This is a genomic window from Lacrimispora algidixylanolytica, assembly GCF_003609635.1.
Lineage (GTDB): Bacteria > Bacillota > Clostridia > Lachnospirales > Lachnospiraceae > Lacrimispora > Lacrimispora algidixylanolytica.
In genome coordinates, this window is the sequence record NZ_MCIA01000030.1 from 23330 (window position 1) to 49177 (window position 25848).

Here is a 25848-nt window from a genome sequence, read left to right on the forward strand (position 1 = left end):
TCTTTATTTGTTCAGGCAGCTACTGTTAACTGCCAGACCGTTCTTCCGTTTTTCCACAAACGCGAGTATACTGCCCTGCACTTTCGGTACCTTGCAAATTTCTTGACTGCCTCGCATTCGTTGCAATAAACCTTCCAGCAACCGATACATTTGCAGTTTTTTCCTGCATTGTTAATAAATCCGATCACGTCACCCAATGGATATCCAAGAAACAGACCTATCTCATGAGGAAAGGATCCGGATTCTTTCAGCCGCTCTTTTAGCATGCCTAGGGCATATTCCACTTCCATATGCTCATAACCGTATTTCGTAAGAAACCTGCGTACACCGGGACGATTTAGATCCGCTTCTAAATGAGATTTTCGGTAAACATAGATCAGCGCCTTGTTATTGCGGCGATATAATTCCATGAGGGAAATCCCTTTTTCACCTAACTGACTGTTTAAGTGAGTCAACTGATTTTGAAGCTCTTCTTCCGATGAAAAGGAATGATTAAATAGGCTGGCTGTCTTAATGGAAGCCAGCGTTGGGGAACAATATTCGATTAGATGCCTTTCCAGTAACATTTGCGTACCTCCACAGTCAAATTTTTGTTTCCCATTAATCCTTTTTTTGCAGTAATTGGTTAGTTTTGGCTAACTATAATATAAATATCATATTTTAAGCCAACAGGCAACTATGATTTGGCTTAATGGGAAATTTTCTACTATATCATATTATCTGCAACCCACGCTTGTATACTTTTCCAATTTTTTACAGAAAAACTTCATTAATTTTATGCTTTCTTTAGGACCAGGACAAAATTTCTTCACAAATTTGCGATATGATATTAATACGAACATAGAAAAAACCCAAAGCAGTCAGAGCGCTTACATACATATGTTTTTCTAAGTCGGCGGAGTGGTTTAAAATGACTTCTTTGCCGGCTCAACCTAATAATTAAGACTGGTCTCCTTGCATCATACACCGGAGTACGAGTCTTTTATATAGAGAAAGAAGAAGCCTCGGCTTCTTCTTTTTTATTTGATCATATTACATTTTCTCATGATGTTATTAAGGAAAGGGCCAGGGATGCGCTTTTTTCCAGTTGGTCTACTGTGGTGTACTCCTTTGTGGTATGAACTTCATTCATTCCGCAGGCAACTACGATTCCCCTGATGCCATTGCGGACAAAATGGTTGTTGTCGCTTCCTCCAAGAGTATATTGGGTCACGGTATTTAAACCGAGTCCTTCGCTGGCTTTTCTAAATCGCCTTACTACCTCTTCCTCTTCTGAAATCTCATAGGCTTCAATCTGTTTTTCATAATGAAACTCGATGCTTCCTTGATAACTGGCTGCCGTATGTTCAAAGATTTCTCTTAATTTGTTAAGCTCTTTTATGGCCTGCTCATCCTTTAAGCTTCTTATCTCTCCCAGTACAATACACTCTTCCGGAACAATGTTGGTTTGTTTTCCACCACTGATTTTACCGATGTTGACCGTAGTTACCTCATCCACCCAGCCTTGCTTTAGCTGAGAGATGGCATGGGCTCCAATTTCAATGGCATTGATTCCAAGCTGAGGGCAAAAGCCTGCATGGGCATTCTTTCCCTGGATTCTTATTTCAAAAGAAATGAGAGTAGGGGCAGCAGTTGCAGCCAGACCAATCTCTCCGCTAAGGTCAAAGACATAAGCAAGCTTTGATTGGATCTTAGAATAGTCTATCAACTGACTTCCTTTTCCATAGTTTTCTTCTGCCACTGGGAAAAGCACTTCAATATCCGGATGATGGATGTTTTCTTCTTTTATCACCCGTACAGCTTCTAAAATAGCAGCCACTCCGGAAAGGTCATCTGCTCCCAAAACGGTATCGCCTTCTGATGTTAAAACTCCGTTTTCATCCTGGACTGCACGTTTTCCAATTCCCGGCCTCACGGTATCCATATGAGCAGACAAAAGAATGGAAGGAGCCTCTGTATTTCCTTTTAACAGGCCATAGAGGTTGCCGGTTGGTGCCTGACTGCCATATCCGGTAATGCGCTCTTTCAGCTGTATTCCGGCATCATCCTCCCAGATCTCAAAGCCCAGCTCTTTTAATTCACCGATTAGATAGTCTGCCAGTTCTCTTTCATGATAGGTTTCTGAATCAAACTCCACCATTGTTTTAAATTGGCTTACAAGCCTTTTTGTATTAATCATAGTATCACCTGCCTAGGTTATTCATTTCCTTTTCCATGGCGTTTAAACTTTTCTTCTGGAGTCTTGCTTAATTCCTTCCGATTTTGAGGGGCTGACCAGATGCCTTCGTAATCGATTTGATTTACAAAACGGGAATTGAAGTCCTGGAAAAAGGATTTATTTTCTGACTGAGGTGCCGCAATATCACGAAAATATGTATGATTGCGGAACGCTGGAATCACATATAAGTCTCTTAAGTATGCCCAGATATTCTTATAATCCACCACACGGTGCTTGATTGGGCCTAAATTGCGGTAATAATGCGTATCAAATCTAGCTAAGGTTACAAAAAGCCTTATGTCACTGTCTGTCACATAATCTCCAAATAGGAAACGGTTCTTTAATAATCTCTCTTCAATCTGATCCAAAGCCTGATAGAAATCTTCAAACGCTTCCTCATAAGCATCAATGGACTGGGCAAACATCATGCGGTAGGTTCCATTGTTTACATTGGGAAACAGCCAGTCATTGTAATCGTCAATTTCCGGTCTTAATTCTTCCGGGTAAAGATCTGGTGCATCAAGAGCTTGGAGGGGACGAAATGCCACTTCAAAATAGTTGGTCAATCTGTGGTAGTCATTGTTCACCACTTTTTTCGTTGTAACATCAACAAGTGCCGGCACCGTACACCGTCCATTGTAATCTGGATCCGCATTGTAATATAACTCACTTAAGAACTGAGACCCAAGTACTGGATCTTTTCTGTCCTCATTATACACGAATTCCCAGCCAAATGCACGGTTTTCCTGGCTATGTCCAGCAAGATTGATGCCAACAGCATCGGTCAAACCTAACAGATCTAAAGCAATGGAGGAACGATTGGACCAGTGACAGCCCTTAGCCCAGATTAAGCGGTATCTTCCACTTTCTGCCTTTAACTCATGCTCTCCATCACCAAAGGGAGTTGTAAAATGATTGGGCTGTCGGATGAATGTACCTCTTTCATCTATTTCCTTTTCGATTTCTTTTGGACGTACTTTTTGTCCGATGCTGCAGCTTGACATATGATATCCTCCTATTTATTAAAGATTTTTACCATCTAATGATTGTATCCCGGGCATACTTAAATATTTGAACTGATATTTTACCGTTACTCGTATTGCATTTACTATTTTAATTTCTTTCCTTATAATTAACTTTATCTCTTCCATGAGGTTCCTTCCAGCCAGCTAGGTCTGGGCCTTTTGGTAATAGTCCATAAGGATTGTTGGATACCGCACACAAGTGATAATGCTTTTTGATGGCATCAAAATCTGTGGTGTCTCCAAATCCCGGCTGAGAATATAAATCTCTTACATATCCCCAAAGATTTGGAAATTCAGTGATTCGATTCCGATTCAGATTAAAACCGTTATAATAAGCAATATCAAAACGGGCCAGTGTCACATACAGCCGAACATCTGATTCCGTTATGTTATCTCCTAACAGATATCGGCTGAGGCTTAATCGTTCTTCCAACCAGTCCAGACGGTTGAATACAAGGTCGTAAGCCTCTTCATAAGCCTCCTGGCTTCTGGCAAAACCTGCTTTGTAGACGCCGTTGTTAATCTCATGGAAAATAATGTTGTTTAATTCATCAATTTCCTTTCTTAATTCCACCGGATAGAGATCAGGGGCACCTGCCTTATGGAATTTACTCCACTCTACTTCCCAGTATTTAGTCAGGTTAAAATAATCATTGTTTACCACATCTCCTGTGGTCAGATCTACAACTGCAGGCACCGTAAATCTTCCTTTATAATCTGGATCTGCTTTGAGATATGCCTCACTGATATAATGGATTTTTAACACCGAATCCACGTCATTCTCATCTAAGGTAAAGGCCCAGTCCGTCCGCTCCACATCAGGTCGTATGGGATCAAGTGTGCCAAGGCTTATGGCTTCTTCAAGCCCTAAAAGACTTCGGACAATGACAGATCGGTGTGCCCATGGGCAGGCTGGGGACCATAAAAGACGGTATCTTCCAGACTCTATGGGAAGTTGCCCTTCCTCTATACCAAAGGGAGTTATAAAACGGTTTTCCTGTCTTACAAACTTCCCATCTTTTTCAACTTCACTGGTTATAAATCTTTTTGACATGCTTTTTTTTCCTCTTTTCTTTTAGAGCTTATTATCGCATCATATCTTCTCTTCCGTATTCATCCACAAACCTGTATTTTTCTGGAAGTAGAAACCCTTCTCGTTCCATAAAGGACCGGGATTCTTCCGATCCACTATAGATACACATGGCAGTTTTGCTTCTTCGAAAACCCATTTTCTCATAGAGAGCCACGGTTCTTGGGTGGGTATAGAGGATTACATTCTGACCTTTTACCTGATCAAGAAGGAGATTGATCAGCTTTTTTCCAGTTCCATTTCCCTGGAATTCTTCCTCAAGGGCGATGTTATAAATAGCTGCCTGACAAACTCCGTCAGATAAGGCTCTTCCAACCCCTACTAAGGTTTCTTTGTGGTAAACAAATACCACTGCATAGCTGTTTGTAAAAATAGTCTCCTGCTCTTTCACCGTATGGTCTGAAAGCCCTGACCGCCGCAATATATCGGAAACCTGCTGCCAGTCGATGTTTTCTTTTGTAGTCTTGTAAGTGATATCGTTCATTGTAGACCTCCAACGCTTTTACTTTTCCTCTAAATCGTGAAATCTGGACTCTCCAGCATATGGATCTTTACCAGGAATTCTTTTAGGCGCTCATTCTTTGGATTATCAAATATTTCCTTTGGTGTTCCGTCGGCAACAATCCTTCCATTTTCTAAAAACAGGATTCGGTTTGCTACGTTTTTAACAAAGTTCATTTCGTGAGTCACTAATAAGATGGTGTTGCCCTCTTTGGCTGCATTTCGTATGGTGGTCAGTACTTCGCTGACTAGTTCCGGATCTAGAGCGGAGGTGGGTTCATCCATGAGTAGGAGTCTTGGATCCATGGCAAGCGCTCTGGCTATGGCTACCCTCTGCTGCTGTCCACCGGATAAATGCCTTGGGTAGTGGAACAACCGATCTCCCATTCCCACCTTTTGTAAATGCTTGATTGCCAGCTCTCTTGCTTCGTTCTTTTTTAGATTCTTTACTACCACAAGGCCTTCCATGACATTTTCAAGTGCGGTACGGTTCTTAAAAAGGTTAAACTGCTGGAATACCATTTCTGTATATCTTCGGAGTTCTAGTTTTTCTTTGGAGGATTTTGTGGTAAGACTAATCTCCCGGTTGTTGATGATAACACTGCCTTCTTCTGGTTTTTCAAGGAGGTTGATGGAACGTAAGAGGGTTGATTTTCCGGTTCCGGAAGGACCAATGATGGCTACTACATCTCCTTTGTTGATGGTTAGATTCACTTTATCCAGAACTATATTTTCTCCGTACTTTTTACTTAGTCCACGAATTTCAATTGCGCTCATTTACCGCTCCTCCTTTTAAAACTGTCACTTGTTCTGGCACGCTCATCTTCTTCTCTATGTATGCAAACAACCGTTCCACAAAAATTGTCAGCACCCAATAGACAAGGGCAAGAGAACAGTAGATTTCAAAATAGCGGTAGCTGCTTCCTGCAAGAATCTTACCTTGAGCCGTTATTTCTACTACGGAGCAGGTAAATGCAAGAGAAGTACCTTTTACCAGACCAATGAGTGAGTTTCCAAGAGACGGGATAGCAACTGTAACCGCTTGTGGAAACAGCACTCTTCGAAATATCTGGAAGCCGTTCATCCCTAAGGATTTGGCGGCTTCCACCTGGCCTTTTTCTACGGACTGTATGGCAGCCCGTATGGTCTCAGAATCAAAGGCCGATTGATTCAGTCCTAATGCCACGATAGCAAAAATAATTGGCGGTACCCCGTTGACGTTAAAATCGGTTCCATTGTAGTAATTGTAGTATTTTAAGGCGATGGGAATCCCAAAGTAGGTAAGGTAGAGCTGAACAATAATGGGAGTGCCTCTCACGATGGATACGAACAAGCTACAAATTTGCCGTAAAACCGGAATGTTACGGATTTTTACAAATGCGATCAAAAGCCCTACCGCCCAGCCAATTACCAGGGCGATTACCGTCAGATTCAGGGTCACGGGCAAGTATTTTAATAATGCGGGGATTTCTGTAAATACTAGCTGCCAATCAAATATTTTGCTCATCTTGTTCCTCCAGCTTTCCTTCTTTATTTATAAGAAGGAGAATAATCGTTACCAAACCACTTTAAGTTAATTTCCTTTGAGGTTCCGTCTTCAATCACTTCTTTTAAGGCCTTATTCAAATCTTCTACCAGCTTCTCATTCCCTTTGCTTACGATTAAGTAGCTGTATGGCTCTCCCATTAAGTCCTTTGAGATATCATTATTGATGGTGACACCTGTCACGTTGAACTTAAACTCTTTTTGATAATACTCAAACATTGGTTTATCCATTAAAACGAAATCGTATTTACCAGCCTCAACATCCTGGATCTGGAGAACTAAGTCTTCTTCGCTGTATTCAATCTTAATTGGATTTTGAGGATTGGCAGCGTTATAATTTTCAAGAGCTGTAGTAATGTTAATTCCTGCTTGAGAAATGGTTTTTAGGCCTGCAAGATCATCCCATGATCCAATATTTGCTGCTTTGTTATTGTCTTTTGCAAAGATAGCAACGTATTCGTTGGCGAAAATCGGATCTGTAAATAAGTACTTCTCTTTCCTTTTTTCATTCTTTGCAAAGTTGTTTACACCAATTTGGTAACGGTCAGAATCAAGTCCTGCGAAAATAGATGGGAAATCAGTTACTTCAATTTCAAGCTTATACTGAGGGAGTTTTTCAAAAACAGCATTGATTAAGTCAATGTTATGTCCGGTTAATTTATTATCAGTACCTACAAATGTAAATGGCTTTGGTGAACCACCAGTGGCTGCGTAAATGGTGACAGGCTCTGAGCTATTTTGTGCCTCCTTGCTGGTTTCTGCTGTATTACTGGTTTCTGCTGCCTTACTGGCTTCTTCTATTTTATTGGTTTCGGAAGCAGTCGTTTTCTTCTCTGTTCCGGCACAGCCAGCCAATGCTCCAATCACGGTTACTGCTGCAAGCAATCCTAATACTGTCTTTTTCGTAAAATTTTTCATCATAACTTTTCTCCTCTTTTTTGCTGATTAGTAATTTAATTTTCTAGTTCCAAATTTCTCGTCTCTATTATGTGCTTCCTTCCATATTGAGATGTCTGGGCCCAAAGGAAGGATATTATATGGATTATGTGCGTGGTTTCCAAGAAGATATCCCTTCTTAATGGAATCAAAATCCGTTGCTTCTTTAAATGCTGGAATGGAATATAAATCTTTTGCGTAATTCCAGAGATTATCAAAATCGGTCAGCCGGTTTCTGTTGGTCTTAAAGCAGAAATAATAAGCTGCGTCAAACCTCGTAAGTGTCACATAAAGGCGAATATCGGAATCCGTTATCTGGTCTCCAAATAAGTATCTGTTTTTTGAAAGCCGTTCCTCTAACCAATCAAGTCTTTCAAATAAGACATCATAGGCCTTTTCATATTCCTCCTGGGACTGAGCAAATCCCGCCTTATAAACTCCGTTATTAACATCGTGAAATATGATAGCGTTTAGTGCATCGATTTCCGTTCTTAATTCTTCTGGGTATAGATCAGGGGCTCCTTCTTTGTGAAATAGTTTCCACACGGTCTCCCAATAATTGGTCAAATGATGGTAATCGTTATTGACTACCTTTCTGGTCTTTACATCAACAATGGTCGGGACTGTAGCTCTTCCTTCGTATTCTGGTGCTGTCTCAGCATAGATTTCAGGAAGAAATTGAATCTTTAATACCGGGTCAACGCCCCCTTCGTCTAAAGCAAATTCCCATCCTTTATCCGTTCTTATAGGGCTTACAGTACCAATACTGACCACATCTTCTAAGCCTAACAGCTTTAATGCTATGACCTGCCTTGTAGCCCAGGGGCAAAGGGGAGTCCAGATTAAGCGGTATCGTCCAGCTTCCACCGGAAGTTCTCCTTCCCTGTCTCCAAATGGGGAAATAAAATAATTATCCTGCCTTACAAACGCACCTGTCTTCGATACTTCATGAGCATCTTCTGAAGTTACTACCTTACCAAATTTCTCTTCTATGGCCATATTTTTGCCTTCTTTCCTGTATTTTGGGTACAAAAAAAGCAGATGCCGTCCGACACCTGCTCATCTAAGCATACATGCTAAGGGTATCAGGTTTCAAAACGCATTGGACTCACTTCTTTGTAATTCATGCAGCTCATGCAACATCTGCACATGATGGTGAAATTTGTGTTGAAATTCATTTTACATTCCTTCATTTTGAACTCCCTTCCCTGCGTCTTTCTTCTTTATTAATCATACCATTCCTGTAGGTTTCTGTATATTATATAAAAAATACAGCTGGTAATAAGATTTTCTTATAACCAGCTGTAGATACCCACCAGTCGCCTTGTATGTCAGATCTCTTTAGCCAAATAATGGGGTGGACAGATAGCGGTCACCAGAATCAGGTAAGATGACAACAATGGTCTTTCCCTTATTCTCAGGTCTCTCTGCTAATATCTTTGCTGCCTTTAATGCAGCTCCAGATGAAATGCCCACCAAGATTCCCTCGGATGTGGCAAATGTTTTTCCTTCTGCAAAGGAAACCTCATTTTCAACGGTAATGACTTCATCATAAATCTTAGTATCCAATACGTCAGGTATAAATCCTGCACCGATTCCCTGAATCTTATGAGGACCAGGATTACCACCGGAAAGAATTGGGCTGCTTGCCGGTTCAACCGCTACGATCTTAATATTCGGGTTCTTTTCTTTTAAATAAGCACCTACACCTGTAATGGTTCCGCCAGTGCCTACGCCAGCAACAAAGATGTCAACCACTCCGTCTGTCTGTTCCCAGATTTCAGGTCCAGTGGTAGCTTTGTGTACTTTTGGATTTGCCGGATTAACAAACTGACCAAGAATAACAGAACCAGGAATGGATTCCTTTAATTCTTCTGCCTTTGCAATGGCACCTTTCATTCCCTTAGCGCCTTCTGTAAGTACAAGTTCTGCTCCATAAGCCTTTAATAAGTTTCTTCTTTCCACACTCATGGTATCTGGAAGAGTAAGTACTGTCTTATAGCCTTTTGCTGCTGCAACTGCTGCAAGGCCGATCCCTGTGTTACCAGAGGTTGGTTCAATGATAGTAGCACCTGGTGTTAACACACCGCTTGCTTCTGCATCTTCAATCATGGCAAGTGCGATACGATCCTTTACTGAGCCAGCCGGATTTAAATATTCCAGCTTTGCAAGTATGGTGACGTCCTTAATTCCTTCTTTTGCACTGTAGCGGTTTAATTTAAGTAATGGTGTTCCTCCAATTAATTCTAATGCGCTTTCTTTGATTGCTCCCATGATATTATCCTCCATTTTTTATTATTTTAATTATGAAAAAAACAGATGCCGCCATGGCACCTGCTCTTGGTATTCATGAAATATACTGCTATTTCATATCCATAAGCTGTCAGGCAACGCGATGGCATTACAATGAAACTGTACTACACTCCATATATACAGCCTGACAACAACATTTATTATTTAAAAAGATCTGATTATTTAAAACACTATAATTGTTTTTCATATTCGGCCACCTCTTATATTACATACATGTTTAATATGTTTATATGTTATAATTATATTAATACATGTGGAGGTGTGTGTCAATGTTTTTTTTATTTTTTTAAAGATTTGCGATGGCATCTCTTAATTTATCAAGAGCTATGGTTAAGGTGGACCTTGGACATGCAATATTGATCCGCTCAAATCCCTCTCCTGCTGCCCCAAAGATAGCCCCGCTATCCAGCCAAAGGCCTGCCTTTTTTACAATTAAATCTTCTCTTTCTATCTCTGTAAGTCCAAGTTCCCGAAAGTCCAACCAGACCAGATAAGTACCTTCTGGCTCCAACAACTTGATATTAGGAAGCTTATCTTTTAAATACTCCCGTACATAGGAAAGGTTCCCTTTTAAATACTCCATCAGCTCCTTATGCCACTCTCCTCCGTGTCGATAAGCCGCCTCACATGCGGTAAGCCCCAAGGTATTCAGCTGGCTGTAACCGGCGGCGGCCACCTCTTTTTTAAACCGTTTTCTAATGTCTGGGTTTGAGATAAATAGATTGGATACCTGTAGTCCAGCAAGATTAAAGGTTTTGCTAGGAGACGTGCAGGTGATTGTCCTGTTTTTTATCTCCTCACTGATGGCTGCAAAGACCTGATGCTTTCCCTTATATACAAAATCGTGATGAATCTCATCGCTAATAACTAAAATGTCGTGTCGAATGCAGATTTCACCCAACCGCTCTAACTCTTCCTTGGAGTATACTCTTCCTACTGGATTATGAGGATTGCATAACAGAAATAATTTGACCTGGTTTTCCACTGCCTTTTTCTCAAAGTCCTCCAGGTCCATTCTGTAAATGCCGTCTTCTCCAAGAACCAGGGTGTTGTCCACGATTTTCCTGTCATTATCTTCAATGACTTCACTAAAGGGATAATACACTGGCTGCTGAATCATGACTCCATCTCCAGGTTTGGTGAAAGCCTTTACTGCCATTGCCAAAGCAAAAACAACGCCAGGGGTCTTAACAAGCCATCTTCTCTCAACGATCCAATCATGTTTTTTCTCCATCCAGTCTTTCACGGCTAGAAAATAATCGTCTTGCACCTCGCTGTAGCCAAAGATTCCGTGCTGAACCCGTTCTGTAATGGCATCTAACACAGCCTGTGAGACTTTGAAATCCATATCGGCAACCCATAAAGGAAGAATATCCTCCGGCTTTCCTCTGCGGACAGCAAAATCGTATTTAAGGCAGTTGGTGTTTCTTCTCTCTATTAATTCATCAAAATCATGATTTCCTTTATTCATGAAATACCTGCTCCAATTCTTTGATTAAATCTTCTACGTCCTCGATTCCAACGGATAACCGAAGAATGCGGTCCGTCACTCCATTGGCTGCCAGAACTTCTTTTGGTACATCAGCATGGGTCTGGGTAATAGGATAGGTAATCAGCGTCTCTACCCCACCAAGGCTTTCTGCAAAACGAATCAATCTGACATCTTTTAAAATCTTATGAGCCAGCTCTTTTGATTCCACTTCAAAGGTGACCATACATCCAAATCCCCTTGATTGCTTTTTACAGACTTCATGTCCCGGATGATTGACCAGACCTGGATAACATACTTTCGTTACTTTCTTCTCCTGACAAAGCCAGGAAACCAACTTTTCTGCATTTTTCTCTCCACGATCCATTCTCAGAGCTAGAGTTTTAATTCCTCTTAAAATCAACCAGCTATCAAAAGGCGCAAGACCGGAACCAACTGTCTTAATTAAGAAACGTAGCTTTTCAGAAAGCTCATTGGTGGAGGTAACCAGAAAACCTGCTATGGTATCGTTATGCCCGCCCAGATACTTCGTTCCGCTATGAACCACGACATCTGCGCCTAGCTTTATGGGATTCTGAAAATAAGGAGACATAAACGTATTATCTACAATTAAGAGAAGCCCGTGCCTTTTTGATATTTCAGCCAGCTTCTCAATGTCAATTACATTCATCATGGGATTGGTTGGAGTCTCAATAAAGATGGCTTTTGTATTCTCCCCTACTAACTTCTCAAACTCTTCTGGGGCGCATTTGGCGCAGTCAACAGAGTTGAATAAAATACCATTTTTCTTGCTCACGTTGTCAAAGAGACGAATACTTCCCCCATATAAATCACAGTCCGTAATAATATGGTCACCGGGATGGAATAATTCCATCAGCGCCGTAATGGCAGCCATTCCGCTGGAAAATGCCAATGCATCCACACCGCTCTCCAAAGCTGCAACCACCTTTTCCAGTTGCTCTCTGGTTGGGTTTTGCAAACGGCTGTAATCGTATCCAGTGCTTTCACCCACACCTCTATGTGCAAACGTAGCTGTCTGATAAATAGGGAAGCTGATTGCCCCTGAACGATCCACCGTTTCCTCTGTTCCATTGCCGTATAAACACTTTGTTGAAATCCCATATTCCATACTTATTCACCGCTTTCTATTTTTCTAGTTTGTCCTATAAGTATACTCATATGGTAGGTTGAACCGCTAATACTAAAAAACAATAGCCTGCTATAGTTTCTTTCTATGGTTATTGATTCTATTACAATAACTGCGCTTCATACTTCTTAAGCTCATCAATGTATTTCTTTCCTAGTATGCTTAAAGGCATCTTTTTCTTTTTAATATACCCAATTCTCATCTTATCCGTGGTGTCCAGTGGAATGGCTCTATATTCCCCTCCATTTAGATCTTCACAGATGATACCGCAGCACAGAGTATAACCATTTAATCCTACCATAAGATTTAATAAAGTCGCCCTGTCATCTGCTTTTATAATCTGCTTGTACTCATAGGTGCTAAATACTTCTTCCGCCAAGTAAAAAGAATTGTTATTTCCCTGTTCAAAGGAAAGGCAAGGATAATTTTTAAGATCCTCAAATCCAATTTTCTCCTGACCCGCAAGAGGATTCCCCTTCCAAAGGTATACATAGATCCCGCAATGAAACAAATCTATAAATTCCAAATCATTGTCCAAAAGTAACTTTTCCATGGCTTTTTGGTTAAACTCATTTAAATAAAGAATTCCCACTTCACTCTTTTGGTTTTTAACATTCAATATTACTTCATAGGTTTTCGTTTCATGGACAGCAAATTCATAATCGTCCATGCCAAACTCCTTTGCCATATGGATGAAGGCCTGAACTGCAAAAGTATAATGCTGCATGGATACACTAAATTTCTTTTTTGATTTTTCTTTTTTTACGAATCGCTCTTCCATCTGCCTGTACTGCTCTAACATCTGCCTTGCATACCCTAAGAATTCTTCTCCTTCTGAGGTAATAACGATTCCCCGGTTGGAGCGAATAAATATGGTCAGACCGATCTCCTCCTCCAAATCCCTTATGGTACTGGACAGGCTTGGCTGAGTAATGAACAATTCCGCAGCGGCTTTGTTCATGGACTTCTGGCTTGCAATGCATACGGCATACCGCAATTGCTGTAACGTCATATTTCCTCCTTCCCTAACACGCGCTCAACAGGCTGCCATATGGAAATGGCAGCCTGCGTACGGTTATGTAATCTTATTCCACTGCTTTGAAAGCTTCTGCTAAATCTTCAATGATATCCTCTGCATGCTCCGTACCAATGGAAAGACGAATGGTATTTGGCTTGATTCCAGATCCCAAAAGCTCTTCTTCTGTCATCTGAGAATGTGTGGTGGAAGCTGGGTGAATAACCAGGGACTTCACATCAGCTACATTTGCCAAAAGGGAAAACAGCTCCAACTGGTCGATGAAGTCTTTTGCTTTCTTATCGTCACCCTTGATTTCGAAGGTAAAGATAGAACCACCTCCATTCGGGAAATACTTACGGTAAAGTTCCTGCTGCTCCTGATCCTCTGAGATAGAAGGATGATGCACGGTTTCAACCTGAGGATGACCTTTTAGGAAATCCACTACTTTAATGGTGTTCTCCACATGACGCTCTACTCTTAACGATAAGGTCTCAAGTCCCTGTAAGAATATAAAAGAATGGATTGGGGAAATGGAAGCCCCTGTGTCACGAAGTAAAATAGCGCGAATCTTTGTAATGTATGCTGCAGCTCCTGCTGCCTTTGTAAAGCAGATTCCATGGTAGCTTGGATTTGGTTCCGTAAGGGTTGCAAACTTGCCTGATGCTTCCCAGTCAAATTTTCCGCTGTCAATGATCACGCCGCCAATGGAAGTTCCGTGACCGCCAATGAATTTAGTTGCAGAATGAACTACTACATCAGCACCGTATTCAATGGGTCTTACGAGATAAGGGGTTGCAAATGTATTATCCACGATTAATGGGATTTTATGTGCATGGGCGATATGAGCAATTTTCTCTATATCTACTACATCAGAGTTGGGGTTTCCCAGTGTTTCAATGAATATAAGCTTCGTATTTTCCAAAACCGCATTGTCTAATGCCTCATAATCAAAAGGATCTACGAACGTTGTCTCGATCCCATATTCTGGGAGTGTATGAGCAAGTAGATTAAAGGTGCCTCCATAAATGTTCTTAGCTGCTACAATATGATCTCCATTTTTTGCAATATTCTCAACGGAATAAGCAACGGCTGCTGCTCCAGATGCAACGGCAAGAGCTGCTGCTCCGCCTTCCAGTGCTGCAATTCTGCGTTCAAATACATCTTGGGTAGGATTTGTCAGTCTTCCGTAGATATTGCCTGCGTCTGTTAAATTAAATCTTGCTGCTGCATGTTCACTGTTATGGAATACATAAGAGGATGTCTGGTAAATAGGGACTGCTCTGGCATCAGTAACAGAATCTGCCTGTTCCTGACCAACGTGTAACTGTAACGTCTCAAACTTAAATTCTCTATCTGCTCTATTCTTCTTTGCCATGGGAATTCCTCCTGTTTTTTATCTTCTCTGATTTAAATTTCTTTCTTGATCGTATTATACCTTGTTTGAGGCTTAAGGTATAATATGTATTACTACTATCTGGTTATAAGTAAAACCTATAACAAACTGCGAATACTGGTTTTTCATCCCCTCTTATTTCTTTATTATACAATACTCTCTTCCGGCTTACACTATTTTTTTCTTCCCTTGCTTATCCATCATATATAAAGCATATTTGAATATACATATACAAAAATGCAAAAGGATAACAGCCCATGAACGAACATTACCCATTTGTGAATCCTCCGCTTCCATACGCCTATGACGCTCTGGAGCCTTATATTGACACACAAACCATGTATCTTCATCATGATAGGCATTTACAGCGTTATGTGGTTGAGCTTAATACAATTTTAAGAGATCAACCTGAGCTGCAGAATTTATCACTGCCAGAGCTGATATCTGACCCGGAAAGCCTTCCAGAGGACGTACGCCAGGGCATTATCAATTATGGAGGAGGCGTTTACAATCATATCCTCTATTTTAACGGCATGACTAATTCTCAGACCCGTGCTGGAGCTGAAGCTCTCTATCCTGCCATAGTAAGGGATTTTGGATCTCTAGAAGAATTCTTTAATCAATATAAAAGAAAAGCCTTGTCCGTATTCGGATCTGGATTTGCCTGGCTCGTGTTGGCTCCCGATGGAACACTTGAAATCGTCACCACTAGAAATCAAGATACCCCCATCGCGGATGGGTTCTGCGTTGTGACTGGCATGGATGTCTGGGAGCATGCTTATTATTTGAAACGCTTTAATGACCGCGCCGCATACATAGAGGATTGGTTTCATGTCGTCAACTGGGAAGTTGCAGACGAGCTTTATAAACAGTGTATGAATAATATTGAAAATCAAAGGGAAACAGCTCCTGCCCAACCTTCTGATACCTTAGGAGCTCCAACCGCAGAACAGGAACCCGTCCCCGCACCAGAGACTTATACCGGGCCTGGTTCAGGACTTGACGAACTCCCTTAAATGGCGATGAATCATTTGTTCCACTGTTTTATCCTTTTGCATATTGGTAAGAAATACGGAGCCGGTACTACGGTTCCTTTTCTTTTCTGTACTTATAATAAAATCATTTCATAACAAAAAATGTATGAATATATATATTGGTTTTGTTTCATAATTTTACTGGGATCGTATTACTTAGGAATCATTTCTATGATATAATTAGATACTATAATTGGAAGGGAGAAACTATGAACAATTTTATAAATAACGAATGGAGTCCTCTTGAAAAGAAGCTCGTAATATCAACTTTTTTCTTGTTGGGAGTGGTAATTGGCTTTGGATTTGCTCCCATTAAAAAAGGGATTTACTGCGGTAATAATAATGGGGATATGAAATATGTAAAAAAAGAGGAAAACGATTAATAATATTAGGGGCTACTTTATAAGATAGACCCTTTATTCTTAAAGGATAATGAAAGGATCTTCTCTGATGAAACATATATTCATTTGAGAAGATCCTTTCATTTTATAATAAGTATATCACTATTTATATTTGGACGATATAATCTTAATCTAATGCACCGGTCAATCTACATATTAAACGACTCTAATCTTCATATTTTCCGCCAAAGATAGCTCCTTTTATTTTTTCATAAGACTTTTCATGTAATCTCGCCTCTTCATGAAATTTTTGATTTGTATAATTTTTATAATAATAATCTTTTAACAACATAAGATCATTCCGATATTTCTCAACCTCCATAGCACATACTCTGGACCATAATAGTCGATCGATTGAAATGATAAGTGCTTGATCTTCTTCAATTGCATCTTTTTTATAGAAATCATAATCAAGATGAGCAATACTCCTCCATATTTCAAACTTATCGATGACCAATCCCAAATCACCAAATAAATCTTTCTGCTTTTCAGGATTTTGTTTTGCAAGATCTTTGTAATCTTCATCTGTAATAATCAAATCGATATCTGCACCAGATTTTCGTATTCCGTAGTATTCCATTGCCATTCCCCCTATTAAAATGGGTTTTATGGAAAAATTCAATTTACTTTTGCATAGACTTTCTTGAAATCGTGTTATAACCTCATTCATGTACATTTCCCCCGTATCTTAAATGAATTAGAGACTTAATGCTTTTATAACTAGGTAGATTTTATTATATATCAAATATTAACAGGATGCCATAAGAGATAATTCGTTTCTTATTTATATTTAAGTTTACAAAAAGGAGTCGTTATGCACGACTCCTTTACTTACATCTATTTATTATAATTCCTTTTTAAGCCAAGCTTTTTCTTAGAACTTTCCTGCGTTAGCACTTTCCTCAATACCAACAGCAACAGCTACAGTAGCTCCAACCATAGGGTTGTTACCCATACCAATCAGACCCATCATTTCAACATGAGCTGGTACGGAAGAAGAACCTGCAAACTGAGCGTCAGAGTGCATACGTCCCATAGTATCTGTCATACCATAAGATGCTGGGCCTGCACCCATGTTATCTGGATGAAGAGTACGTCCTGTACCACCGCCGGAAGCTACGGAGAAGTACCGTTTGCCTTTCTCGTTGCATTCCTTTTTATAGGTACCTGCCACTGGATGCTGGAATCTGGTTGGGTTTGTGGAGTTACCTGTGATAGAAACGTCTACGCCCTCTTTCCACATGATTGCAACACCTTCGGTTACATCATTGGCTCCGTAGCAGTTTACTTTTGCTCTTAAGCCTTCGGAATAAGACTTTTTGAAAAGTTCTTTTACTTCACCACTGTAATAATCCATCTCTGTTTCAACATAAGTAAATCCATTGATTCTGGAGATGATCTGAGCAGCATCTTTTCCTAAACCATTTAAGATAACTCTTAATGGTTTCTGACGAACTTTGTTCGCTTTTTCAGCAATACCGATAGCACCCTCTGCTGCTGCAAAGGATTCATGACCTGCAAGAAAACAGAAACAGTCAGTCCCTTCTTCCAGAAGCATCTTTCCTAAGTTACCATGTCCGATACCTACATTACGCTGATCAGCTACAGAACCTGGGATACAGAAAGCCTGAAGGCCTTCACCAATAGCTGCTGATGCGTCTGCTGCTTTTCTACAACCTTTTTTAATTGCAATTGCAGCACCAACTATGTATGCCCAGCACGCATTTTCAAAACAAATCGGCTGAATTTTCTTTACCTGCTCATATACATCAAGACCTGCATCTTTTGTGATCTTCTCTGCTTCTTCAATAGATGCAATTCCGTAGCTATTTAATACAGAATTGATTTTGTCAATTCTTCTCTCATATGATTCAAATAATGCCATTACCTTGTCCTCCTTATTATTGGCTAATGTCTACCTTCTAACCAGCCGATTATTCATGTCTTGGGTCAATGATCTTAACAGCATCTGCAACACGGCCGTACTGTCCTTTTGATTTTTCCCAAGCTGTATTCGGATCGTCACCCTTTTTAATGAAATCAGTCATCTTACCAAGGCTTACGAACTGATAGCCAATGATCTGATTTTCCTCATCCAGAGCAATACCGGTTACATAACCTTCTGCCATTTCTAAATAACGAGGACCTTTCTTTAAGGTTCCGTACATGGTTCCTACCTGTGAACGAAGTCCTTTTCCTAAGTCTTCCAAGCCCGCACCTATTGGAAGACCGCCTTCTGAAAATGCACTCTGAGTTCTTCCATAAGCGATCTGTAAGAATAACTCTCTCATTGCTGTGTTGATTGCATCACAAACAAGATCTGTATTTAATGCTTCTAAAACAGTTAAACCTGGTAAAATCTCTGCTGCCATAGCAGCAGAATGAGTCATACCGGTGCAACCGATAGTTTCTACTAATGCTTCCTGAACAATTCCTTCTTTTACGTTAAGTGTCAACTTGCATGCACCCTGCTGAGGAGCACACCAGCCAACGCCATGTGTCAAACCGGAGATATCTTTAACTTCTTTAGATTTTACCCATTTTGCTTCTTCTGGGATTGGAGCCGCGCCGTGGTGAACGCCCTGTGCTACTACGCACATCTCTTCTACTTCCTGTGAATAAATCATGTTAAAACTCCTTTCAAATAAGTAATAATTGTGAAAAGTACTTTGTTAAATATATCACATCATACTTGATTACATTTTCTCATATAATGTCGAATTCCGCAAGTGCTTTTTAATTAATACAAAAAGCTGGAAGGCCAAAATCCTGAGATTTCGGCCTTCCAGCTTTTACTACTTATGTAAATCAAACAATTCGTCTTACGGATAAAATGGTCCGGTAAGTAGCTGTACCTACCTTAATTCCCGTCCTTGGAGAACTTGCATGAACGATTTGTCCATTGCCAATATAAATAGCAATGTGGCCTGCATAACAGATCAAATCTCCTGGCTGGGCATCTGCATAAGATACCTCACGACCTGCGGAGCGCTGCTCTGAAGAGCTTCTTGGCAAGGAATAGCCAAACTTTCGGTAAACTTGCTGTGTGAAACCAGAACAGTCAGCTCCATTTGTTAAGCTTGTACCACCAAAGACATATGGATTTCCAAGAAATTGAAGTCCATAATCTGCGACAGATCGTCCCTGGGCGCTGCCGCCGCTGCTTTTAGCTGCAGTGGGACCAGAATACGAATTATTAACGTTTGAAGACTTGCCAGTTGTACTTTTCGCAGCACTCTTTCTTGCTGCTTCCTGCGCTTTCTTCTTAGCTTCCTCTGCTGCCCGCTTTCTGGTTTCTTCTTCTTTGGCTTTTCGGATTTCCTCATTCTTCTTTTCAATGGTCTTAGCATAAGTAGCTGCTTCCTGTTTCGCTAAAGCAAGCTGGCCGTCAAAGTTTGAAACTTCCTTTTTCTTTTTGCTGATCAAGGTTTCAAGCTGTCCCTGCTGATCCTTATATTCCAGCTTCATACCTTCCATCTCAGCCTTATCTTCTTCTAAGTCTTCCTTGTAATCTGCAACCTTTTGCTTTGTTTCATGAAACGTCTCAAGCATCTTTCGGTCATAATTATAAATACCTTCTACATACTCAGCCTTATTGAGGAGGTCTGACATATTCTTTACTTGAAGAAATATATCCAGATACTCCGTATCACCCTTTTCATACATATACTGAATTCTCTTTTTCATTGCCAAGTACTGCTTTTCTTCCTCTTTCTTCGCCTCCTGATAATCAATTTCCGCCTGTTTAATCTCGGCTTCTTTGTTTGCCATATCATTTTCCAGCACTTTAATATCAGATAAAAGTTCTACCAGATTAGAGGTTAGCTTTGAAACTTGACTCTGCGCAGCACTTTTCTTGCCTTCCGCATCTTTGGCTTTTTGTTTGGCCTCTTCCATATTCTTTTGTGCTTCCTGCTTTTCTTTTTCTGCCTTAGTAAGGGCATAAGCCGGAACTGTCTGGCTCAAAACCAAGATACCTATTAGTGAACTTAAACAATACTTACGTAGTACTTTGGCACCTTTTTCACTGAAATCAATGAGTTTTTTTCGTTTCATCATCCGTTCCCTTTTACCATATTTTCTATTATATATGTTAACTTAAAACAGGGGTAAAATTCAAGTCTAAAATTATTAATTTTTTAATTTATTGTGATAAATCTTTATCATTTTGCTTTTTTTAATCTTTTGGAAGCTTTTTTGCAACCAGAAGAAAGCAGATAAAGAACAATATTCCTTTCATAATAGATGAGATGGAAAACGCCCACCAGATCCCATTTAGACCAAGAGATGTACCACTTAAAATGATAGCAAGTGGAATTCTCGCTGAGGTAAATATGATACTGATAATGGAACATAAAAGAGTTTTTCCAAGCCCAGAAAGAGCACCGATGGTGGTTAACTCAAGGCACATAAACATCTGGGACAAACCAAGTATCACCAGATAATTGACACCAATTGGGATCACATCTGGCTCATGAATGAACACTCCAAATATCTGAGAAGGTAAAAAGATGAGAAGTGCGGTACAAAACATTCCCCAAAAGGCCATTAAACCAATGGCTGTTGAATATCCTTTCTTCACTCTCTTAAACTGTCTGGCACCATAATTTTGTCCGATAAAGGAATTGATGGCGGCGGCGAATCCATCGGCTGTCATCCAAGAGATTGACTCTATCTGTCCTCCGACTCTTAAAACTGCAACCGCAGTATCCCCAAAACCAGCTACAAACCGGGTCAGAATCATGGATATACTGGTATATATTAAATTTTGTATTGAGGTTGGAAATCCTATTTTAAGAATTTCCTTTCTGTAATCCCATGGAACCTTTTGTAATATCTTAACTTTATCAAAAATTAAGTGGTCCTTTCGGATCGCTCTTATAAACATGAGAGAAACAATAAATTGTGCCAGTACCGTTGCTGACGCTGAACCAGCTACCCCAAACCCCTTGATAGGTCCAAATCCAAAAATCAAAAGAGGATTTAAAACAATATTTAAAACAAGACCTACAAGATTGGCATATAATGGTGTTTTACTATCACCCATTGCGGTCATAATTCCAGTAATAATCGCATTAAAAAAGGAGAAAAAAATAAGCCCGCAGGTAATCTTTAGATATACCTGGGCATTTTGGATAATGGATTCATGATTCAATCCGAAAAATCCGATTAATAGACTGGCTCCAAAATATGAAATCATTCCAAATATAATTGCAAATATCATTCCCATCTGTAGCGCGGCAGTAACGTATTTTGCGGCTTCCTCCGGCTTTTTGCTACCTAAGGCATGGGCTGTCTTTACCTGTCCGCCCATTTTGGCCATGGCCACAACTCCCTGTGACAACCATACATACATTCCTGCAGCACCTACTGCTGCAACCGCTTCAGACCCAACTAAGCCTAACCACGCCATGTCAGTCAGATTATAAGCCATCTGAAGCAATGCGGTCCCCATAATGGGAAGGGCTAAGCCTGTTAAGGAGGTAAATATTTTTCCATTTAATAAATCAACTTTTCTGTTCATACATAAATTACTCCGTCTCAAAAGGGCTGCCACAAGGCAGCCCTTCTCTATCTACGGATCATTCCTTAGCAGAAAGAAATTCGTGAATTCCCTTTGCACCGGCACGTCCGGCTTCCATAGCCAATATAACGGTTGCAGCCCCTGTCACTGCATCTCCGCCGGCATAGACACCTTCTTTGCTAGTCTTTCCAGTCGATTCCTCCGCAATAATACATCTGCGTTTGTTGATATCTAATCCCTTGGTGGTATTGGATATCAGAGGATTTGGTGAGGTTCCAAGAGACATAATTACAGTATCTACGTCAATGACAAATTCAGAATTCTCTACCTCTACTGGTTTTCTTCTGCCGGAAGCATCCGCTTCTCCAAGTTCCATCTTAATACATTTCATGCCATTCACCCAGCCTTTTTCATCGGTTAAGATCTCAGTTGGGTTAGAGAGAAGGTCAAAGATAATGCCTTCTTCTTTTGCATGATGAACTTCTTCTGCTCTGGCAGGAAGTTCTGCTTCACTTCTTCTATATACAACATGTACTTCTGCGCCAAGACGAAGAGCCGTTCTAGCCGCATCCATAGCAACGTTTCCGCCGCCTACGACTGCTACTCTTTTGCCTGCAGCAATTGGTGTGTCATAATCATCACGGAAAGCTTTCATTAAGTTGCTTCTAGTTAAGTATTCATTGGCTGAAAATACGCCGTTGGCATTCTCACCAGGAATTCCCATAAACATAGGAAGTCCAGCACCAGAGCCAATGAATACAGCCTGAAAGCCTTCTTCATCAAAAAGCTGGTCAATGGTTACGGATTTACCAATGATAACATTGGTTTCAATCACAACGCCAAGCTTTCTTACGTTATCAATCTCTGGCTGTACTACGCCTGCTTTTGGAAGACGAAATTCTGGAATACCATAGGTTAAAACTCCACCTGGCTCATGAAGGGCTTCAAAGATGGTCACTTCGTAACCAAGCTTAGCAAGATCTCCTGCACAAGTAAGACCAGAAGGGCCAGAACCAATGACAGCGACCTTAATTCCATTGGTTGTCTCTGGAGCCTGTGGCACAATGCCGTGTTCTCTTGCCCAGTCTGCTACGAAACGTTCAAGCTTTCCGATGGAAACAGGTTCTCCTTTGATTCCACGGATACATACGCCTTCGCACTGACTTTCCTGAGGACATACACGTCCGCATACAGCTGGTAGGGCAGAAGACAATGCAATAACCTTTGACGCTTCTTCTATATTTCCGTTTTCTACTTCTTTGATAAATCCTGGTATATTTATGGAAACAGGACAGCCAACCACGCATTTGGGATTCTTACAATTAATGCAGCGTGAGGCTTCCTCTCTTGCTTCTTTTTCATTATATCCAAGGCAGACTTCTTCAAAATTCTTAGCTCTTACCTTTGGATCTTGTTCTCTAACTGGTACTTTCTTTAAAACGTCCATTATTCGTCACCTCCACACTGTCCGCATCCACCGTGATGGGTATCGCCTTCGCTTTCCTTTAAGACCGCACGTCCCTCTTCTGACTTGTACATCATCTGACGTTTCATAGCTTCCTCAAAGTTTACCAGATGTCCGTCAAACTCCGGTCCATCGACGCAAGCAAATTTTACTTCACCACCAACCGTAATACGGCAGGCACCGCACATGCCAGTTCCGTCTACCATGACAGGGTTTAAGCTTACAATGGTTGGAATCTCTAGTTCTCTTGTCAAAAGACAAACGAACTTCATCATGATCATAGGACCGATGGCGATGCACTCATCGTATTTCTTACCCTGGTTCTGTACCAGATCCTTAATCACTTCCGTAACCATTCCTTTTCTTTCATAAGAACCGTCATCAGTCGTAACATAAAGATTACCAGCCTGTTCTCTCATAGCATCTTCAAGAATCAGTAGACTCTTAGATTTTGATCCAATGATTACGTCTACATCAATACCGTGCTCTCTCATCCATTTAACCTGAGGATAAACCGGTGCTGTACCCACACCGCCGGCTACGAATAAAAACTTTTTCTTCTTTAACTCCTCGATATCTTCATGAACGAATTCAGACGGGTTTCCTAATGGTCCCACCACATCCTCAAAGCTGTCCCCGGCTTTTAAGACTGCCATCCTCTCGGTACTTGCGCCAACGGTCTGAAATACAATGGTGACCGATCCTTTTTCCCGATTATAGTCACAAATGGTAAGTGGAATTCGCTCCCCTTTGTCATCCATCTTAACAATAATAAATTCTCCTGGTTGACAGGCTTTGGCGATCCGGGGTGCTTCCACATCCATCAGATAGATCTTGTCGGCCAACAACTTTGCGTTTAAAATCCTATACATCTTTATCCTCCTAATGTCTTCGTGAATATACCTGTGCACCGTTCCTGAATTCGACAAAAACCTTCAGGAGAATGTCACCTGTACCATCTTACCACCTTTAAAGTGCTATGACAACAGGTATAGAGAATATAAATAAATTTTTAACAAAGGTTTTCCAGGAGTCTTATTTCGTGTTTTTTCTCTCATACAATCGGTATGTATAACACAAATTGAAATAGGTTTGCTCGTCACTTTCCTTGGTCATCTCCCAATCAGAATCCTTATCCAAATTGGGGAAATGAGTATCCGCACTGTATAAATAGTCAATATATGTCACATGTGCGATATTACACAATGGTAAGAACTGTTCGTACATACTTTGTCCTCCGATGATAAAACAATCGCTTTTCTCGTATTTTTCCAGCTCTTCCATTACTTGTTCAAGGCTATGGCAGACGATGGCCCCCTTCACCTTATAATCAGGATTTTTTGTAAGCACTATATTCACACGTCCGTATAAGGGCTGCTTACCTGGAAGACTCTCCAGTGTTTTCCTGCCCATAACAATCACCTTTCCCAAGGTTTCTTCCCGAAAAAGTCTTTTATCCTCGGGAATGGATACGAGAAGCTGGCCTTGATTCCCGATGGACCAGTTTTTATCCACTGCAACAATTAAATTCATATTTTATCTTTCCTTTTCTTATCTTATTCTTCTGCAAGAATCAGTTCCTTCGCATAAGGAAGTTCTTCCACCCATCGACAGAATGTGTGCCATTCGATCAGCTTGTGATTCTTTCTGGCAAAATACATATTGATCAGTGTTTCATAATTAAGAGTACATGTCCGCATCTGGTTGTAACTGGAAGGCAGAAGCTGAATCATATCATACCAGTCATCTTTATTCTTATTCTCCATATAACGAAGTCGGATTTTCTCAAGCTCTGCTACCACTATTTCCATGAAATCAAGCGTCTGTTCTGACATATGGTCATGGCTGAAGTCATTTATGCTAAATGGCTTGCTATGGATCTTATGCATGGTGCTGGTGGAATTGGCCACTGTGGAAATTTTATAGGTATCGTATTCTTTCCACCAATAAATTGGAGCGGTAATGTCCACGGAAACAAAAATCTGACGTATGTATTTACGGTGATCATTTCCTGCTTTTCTCAGTCTTTTTGCAAGTCCAAGGTCATTGGGTCCTAATATGTATTCCCCGTCTTCGTCGTAACTACTGTCCATCCGGTCCCAGCTATTCATTGGATTTCTTGCGCCACGCATGGCGTTCTCTATATTCATTACACTGGTTCTCTCACATATTAACATGGTTTTAATCCTTTCTAACTTCGGGCTTTTCTTTTGAGTCACCCTATATTATAGAACATATTATTTGTTTCGTCCATTTCTTTGTCATTGCTTTGATTCTTCCAATCGATAAAAAGCGTTCAGCAAAAACCTTAGAAATCAATGGTTCTCTCTTGATTCATCTGCAATACTCTCTTATAATTGACTTCTGGAAACAAAATTTCCAATATATGGAAAAGGAGGCTGATTACAATTGAATCTAAAATTTATACCAGAAAGACTGACTCTTTTACGCACACAAACGGGCATATCGGCAAAAGATATGAGCCTTTCTCTTGGACAGAAAGATACCTTTATTGAGGAGATAGAACAGAAACGTCTCACCCCCTGCATGGAAGATTTTCTGTCCATCTGTGAATTTTTCAAAATCACCCCGGGAGAGTTTTTTGATGAAAAGAATCTAAATCCAACACTTTTAAACCAGCTCTTACAAAAACTGATTCCTCTAAGCGGGACAGCCCTAGAAGATCTTCTCACCCATTTATCGGAAGTCCGGGACAGCATTAAAAAAGAAAATGAAGGCTTTTATTGAC

Annotated in this window: 26 protein-coding genes; 3 read left to right on the forward strand and 23 right to left on the reverse strand. The window is 40.5% G+C overall.

What is annotated here, in order from left to right; translation table 11 throughout:
• Window positions 1–11: 11 nt before the first annotated feature.
• The 14 genes from BET01_RS14080 to BET01_RS14145 all read right to left on the reverse strand — a co-directional run bounded on the left by BET01_RS14080 (window position 12) and on the right by BET01_RS14145 (window position 14657).
• Entirely contained in the window at window positions 12–566 is a 555-nt protein-coding gene (locus BET01_RS14080) for a DUF3793 family protein (RefSeq protein WP_120197445.1), read from the reverse strand.
• A 476-nt stretch (window positions 567–1042) separates the two neighbouring features.
• A complete protein-coding gene (locus BET01_RS14085; RefSeq protein ID WP_243117233.1) occupies window positions 1043–2179 on the reverse strand; it encodes a M20/M25/M40 family metallo-hydrolase in 1137 nt (378 codons plus the stop codon).
• A 17-nt stretch (window positions 2180–2196) separates the two neighbouring features.
• Window positions 2197–3222: a glutathione S-transferase C-terminal domain-containing protein gene (locus tag BET01_RS14090; RefSeq protein WP_120197446.1), complete on the reverse strand. Its 1026-nt coding sequence runs from the start codon at window positions 3220–3222 to the stop codon at window positions 2197–2199.
• 109 nt (window positions 3223–3331) lie between these two features.
• A complete protein-coding gene (locus BET01_RS14095; RefSeq protein WP_120197447.1) occupies window positions 3332–4297 on the reverse strand; it encodes a glutathione S-transferase family protein in 966 nt (321 codons plus the stop codon).
• 31 nt (window positions 4298–4328) lie between these two features.
• On the reverse strand, window positions 4329–4817 hold the full coding sequence (locus BET01_RS14100; protein ID WP_120197448.1) for a GNAT family N-acetyltransferase: 489 nt from the start codon (window positions 4815–4817) through the stop codon (window positions 4329–4331).
• Window positions 4818–4846: 29 nt separating this feature from the next.
• Window positions 4847–5611: an amino acid ABC transporter ATP-binding protein gene (locus tag BET01_RS14105; protein ID WP_120197449.1), complete on the reverse strand. Its 765-nt coding sequence runs from the start codon at window positions 5609–5611 to the stop codon at window positions 4847–4849.
• Entirely contained in the window at window positions 5598–6341 is a 744-nt protein-coding gene (locus BET01_RS14110) for an amino acid ABC transporter permease (RefSeq protein ID WP_120197450.1), read from the reverse strand. The genes BET01_RS14105 and BET01_RS14110 overlap by 14 nt, the downstream gene beginning before the upstream one ends.
• Before the next feature lie 23 nt (window positions 6342–6364).
• Entirely contained in the window at window positions 6365–7300 is a 936-nt protein-coding gene (locus BET01_RS14115) for a transporter substrate-binding domain-containing protein (RefSeq protein WP_207667628.1), read from the reverse strand.
• 24 nt (window positions 7301–7324) lie between these two features.
• Entirely contained in the window at window positions 7325–8314 is a 990-nt protein-coding gene (locus BET01_RS14120; RefSeq protein ID WP_120197451.1) for a glutathione S-transferase family protein, read from the reverse strand.
• 342 nt (window positions 8315–8656) lie between these two features.
• Window positions 8657–9589 carry a cysteine synthase A gene (gene cysK, locus BET01_RS14125; protein WP_120197452.1) on the reverse strand — a complete coding sequence of 311 codons (933 nt, stop codon included), beginning with the start codon at window positions 9587–9589 and terminating at the stop codon, window positions 8657–8659.
• A 325-nt stretch (window positions 9590–9914) separates the two neighbouring features.
• Complete coding sequence (locus BET01_RS14130; RefSeq protein WP_120197453.1) at window positions 9915–11099, reverse strand: MalY/PatB family protein; 1185 nt, start codon at window positions 11097–11099, stop codon at window positions 9915–9917.
• Window positions 11092–12246, reverse strand: coding sequence for a trans-sulfuration enzyme family protein (locus tag BET01_RS14135; RefSeq protein ID WP_120197454.1), 1155 nt, complete (start codon window positions 12244–12246; stop codon window positions 11092–11094). Before BET01_RS14135 ends, BET01_RS14130 begins: the two co-directional genes overlap by 8 nt.
• A 121-nt stretch (window positions 12247–12367) precedes the next feature.
• Window positions 12368–13276 carry a LysR family transcriptional regulator gene (locus BET01_RS14140; protein WP_120197455.1) on the reverse strand — a complete coding sequence of 303 codons (909 nt, stop codon included), beginning with the start codon at window positions 13274–13276 and terminating at the stop codon, window positions 12368–12370.
• Between the two features lie 73 nt (window positions 13277–13349).
• A complete protein-coding gene (locus BET01_RS14145) occupies window positions 13350–14657 on the reverse strand; it encodes an O-acetylhomoserine aminocarboxypropyltransferase/cysteine synthase family protein (protein ID WP_120197456.1) in 1308 nt (435 codons plus the stop codon).
• 275 nt (window positions 14658–14932) lie between these two features.
• Here BET01_RS14145 and BET01_RS14150 point away from each other — a divergent pair, with 275 nt between their 5' ends.
• Complete coding sequence (locus BET01_RS14150; protein ID WP_120197457.1) at window positions 14933–15691, forward strand: superoxide dismutase; 759 nt, start codon at window positions 14933–14935, stop codon at window positions 15689–15691.
• Window positions 15692–15918: 227 nt separating this feature from the next.
• Window positions 15919–16092: a hypothetical protein gene (locus BET01_RS21745; protein WP_166428737.1), complete on the forward strand. Its 174-nt coding sequence runs from the start codon at window positions 15919–15921 to the stop codon at window positions 16090–16092.
• 184 nt (window positions 16093–16276) lie between these two features.
• On the opposite strand, the gene BET01_RS14155 is transcribed toward BET01_RS21745, so the two are convergent.
• The 9 genes from BET01_RS14155 to BET01_RS14195 all read right to left on the reverse strand — a co-directional run bounded on the left by BET01_RS14155 (window position 16277) and on the right by BET01_RS14195 (window position 25276).
• Window positions 16277–16780 (reverse strand): hypothetical protein, encoded by a 504-nt coding sequence (locus BET01_RS14155; RefSeq protein ID WP_243117234.1) that lies wholly within the window; start codon window positions 16778–16780, stop codon window positions 16277–16279.
• A 204-nt stretch (window positions 16781–16984) separates the two neighbouring features.
• Window positions 16985–17995, reverse strand: a complete 1011-nt coding sequence (locus BET01_RS14160) for a GGGtGRT protein (RefSeq protein ID WP_120197458.1) — start codon at window positions 17993–17995, stop codon at window positions 16985–16987.
• 49 nt (window positions 17996–18044) lie between these two features.
• Entirely contained in the window at window positions 18045–18737 is a 693-nt protein-coding gene (locus tag BET01_RS14165; RefSeq protein ID WP_120197459.1) for an iron-sulfur cluster assembly scaffold protein, read from the reverse strand.
• A 181-nt stretch (window positions 18738–18918) separates the two neighbouring features.
• Entirely contained in the window at window positions 18919–20169 is a 1251-nt protein-coding gene (locus BET01_RS14170) for a C40 family peptidase (RefSeq protein ID WP_243117235.1), read from the reverse strand.
• Window positions 20170–20287: 118 nt separating this feature from the next.
• The gene (locus tag BET01_RS14175) at window positions 20288–21634 is read right to left on the reverse strand and encodes an MATE family efflux transporter (protein ID WP_120197461.1); all 1347 of its coding nucleotides are present in this window, start codon (window positions 21632–21634) and stop codon (window positions 20288–20290) included.
• A gap of 58 nt (window positions 21635–21692) precedes the next feature.
• On the reverse strand, window positions 21693–23081 hold the full coding sequence (gene gltA / locus BET01_RS14180; protein ID WP_120197462.1) for an NADPH-dependent glutamate synthase: 1389 nt from the start codon (window positions 23079–23081) through the stop codon (window positions 21693–21695).
• Entirely contained in the window at window positions 23081–23971 is an 891-nt protein-coding gene (locus BET01_RS14185) for a sulfide/dihydroorotate dehydrogenase-like FAD/NAD-binding protein (RefSeq protein WP_120197463.1), read from the reverse strand. Before BET01_RS14185 ends, gltA begins: the two co-directional genes overlap by 1 nt.
• A gap of 163 nt (window positions 23972–24134) precedes the next feature.
• A complete protein-coding gene (locus tag BET01_RS14190) occupies window positions 24135–24632 on the reverse strand; it encodes a dihydrofolate reductase (RefSeq protein ID WP_120197464.1) in 498 nt (165 codons plus the stop codon).
• A 23-nt stretch (window positions 24633–24655) separates the two neighbouring features.
• Window positions 24656–25276: a hypothetical protein gene (locus BET01_RS14195; RefSeq protein ID WP_120197465.1), complete on the reverse strand. Its 621-nt coding sequence runs from the start codon at window positions 25274–25276 to the stop codon at window positions 24656–24658.
• A gap of 232 nt (window positions 25277–25508) precedes the next feature.
• Here BET01_RS14195 and BET01_RS14200 point away from each other — a divergent pair, with 232 nt between their 5' ends.
• Entirely contained in the window at window positions 25509–25847 is a 339-nt protein-coding gene (locus BET01_RS14200) for a helix-turn-helix domain-containing protein (protein ID WP_120197466.1), read from the forward strand.
• The last annotated feature ends 1 nt before the right edge of the window (window position 25848 follow it).

Coding starts and splice junctions, on each gene's coding strand:
- BET01_RS14105 (WP_120197449.1), bottom strand. CDS start 5,611: ATGAGCGCAATTGAAATTCGTGGACTAAGTAAAAAGTACGGAGAAAAT.
- BET01_RS14090 (WP_120197446.1), bottom strand. CDS start 3,222: ATGTCAAGCTGCAGCATCGGACAAAAAGTACGTCCAAAAGAAATCGAA.
- BET01_RS14100 (WP_120197448.1), bottom strand. CDS start 4,817: ATGAACGATATCACTTACAAGACTACAAAAGAAAACATCGACTGGCAG.
- BET01_RS14165 (WP_120197459.1), bottom strand. CDS start 18,737: ATGATTTATTCACAGGAAGTAGAAGAGATGTGCGTAGTAGCACAGGGC.
- BET01_RS14145 (WP_120197456.1), bottom strand. CDS start 14,657: ATGGCAAAGAAGAATAGAGCAGATAGAGAATTTAAGTTTGAGACGTTA.
- cysK (WP_120197452.1), bottom strand. CDS start 9,589: ATGGGAGCAATCAAAGAAAGCGCATTAGAATTAATTGGAGGAACACCA.
- BET01_RS14170 (WP_243117235.1), bottom strand. CDS start 20,169: ATGATGAAACGAAAAAAACTCATTGATTTCAGTGAAAAAGGTGCCAAA.
- BET01_RS14130 (WP_120197453.1), bottom strand. CDS start 11,099: ATGAATAAAGGAAATCATGATTTTGATGAATTAATAGAGAGAAGAAAC.
- gltA (WP_120197462.1), bottom strand. CDS start 23,081: ATGGACGTTTTAAAGAAAGTACCAGTTAGAGAACAAGATCCAAAGGTA.
- BET01_RS14175 (WP_120197461.1), bottom strand. CDS start 21,634: ATGAACAGAAAAGTTGATTTATTAAATGGAAAAATATTTACCTCCTTA.
- BET01_RS14085 (WP_243117233.1), bottom strand. CDS start 2,179: ATGATTAATACAAAAAGGCTTGTAAGCCAATTTAAAACAATGGTGGAG.
- BET01_RS14120 (WP_120197451.1), bottom strand. CDS start 8,314: ATGGCCATAGAAGAGAAATTTGGTAAGGTAGTAACTTCAGAAGATGCT.
- BET01_RS14155 (WP_243117234.1), bottom strand. CDS start 16,780: ATGAATGAGGTTATAACACGATTTCAAGAAAGTCTATGCAAAAGTAAA.
- BET01_RS14080 (WP_120197445.1), bottom strand. CDS start 566: ATGTTACTGGAAAGGCATCTAATCGAATATTGTTCCCCAACGCTGGCT.
- BET01_RS14115 (WP_207667628.1), bottom strand. CDS start 7,300: ATGATGAAAAATTTTACGAAAAAGACAGTATTAGGATTGCTTGCAGCA.
- BET01_RS14190 (WP_120197464.1), bottom strand. CDS start 24,632: ATGAATTTAATTGTTGCAGTGGATAAAAACTGGTCCATCGGGAATCAA.
- BET01_RS14150 (WP_120197457.1), top strand. CDS start 14,933: ATGAACGAACATTACCCATTTGTGAATCCTCCGCTTCCATACGCCTAT.
- BET01_RS21745 (WP_166428737.1), top strand. CDS start 15,919: ATGAACAATTTTATAAATAACGAATGGAGTCCTCTTGAAAAGAAGCTC.
- BET01_RS14095 (WP_120197447.1), bottom strand. CDS start 4,297: ATGTCAAAAAGATTTATAACCAGTGAAGTTGAAAAAGATGGGAAGTTT.
- BET01_RS14135 (WP_120197454.1), bottom strand. CDS start 12,246: ATGGAATATGGGATTTCAACAAAGTGTTTATACGGCAATGGAACAGAG.
- BET01_RS14140 (WP_120197455.1), bottom strand. CDS start 13,276: ATGACGTTACAGCAATTGCGGTATGCCGTATGCATTGCAAGCCAGAAG.
- BET01_RS14110 (WP_120197450.1), bottom strand. CDS start 6,341: ATGAGCAAAATATTTGATTGGCAGCTAGTATTTACAGAAATCCCCGCA.
- BET01_RS14185 (WP_120197463.1), bottom strand. CDS start 23,971: ATGTATAGGATTTTAAACGCAAAGTTGTTGGCCGACAAGATCTATCTG.
- BET01_RS14160 (WP_120197458.1), bottom strand. CDS start 17,995: ATGGCATTATTTGAATCATATGAGAGAAGAATTGACAAAATCAATTCT.
- BET01_RS14195 (WP_120197465.1), bottom strand. CDS start 25,276: ATGTTAATATGTGAGAGAACCAGTGTAATGAATATAGAGAACGCCATG.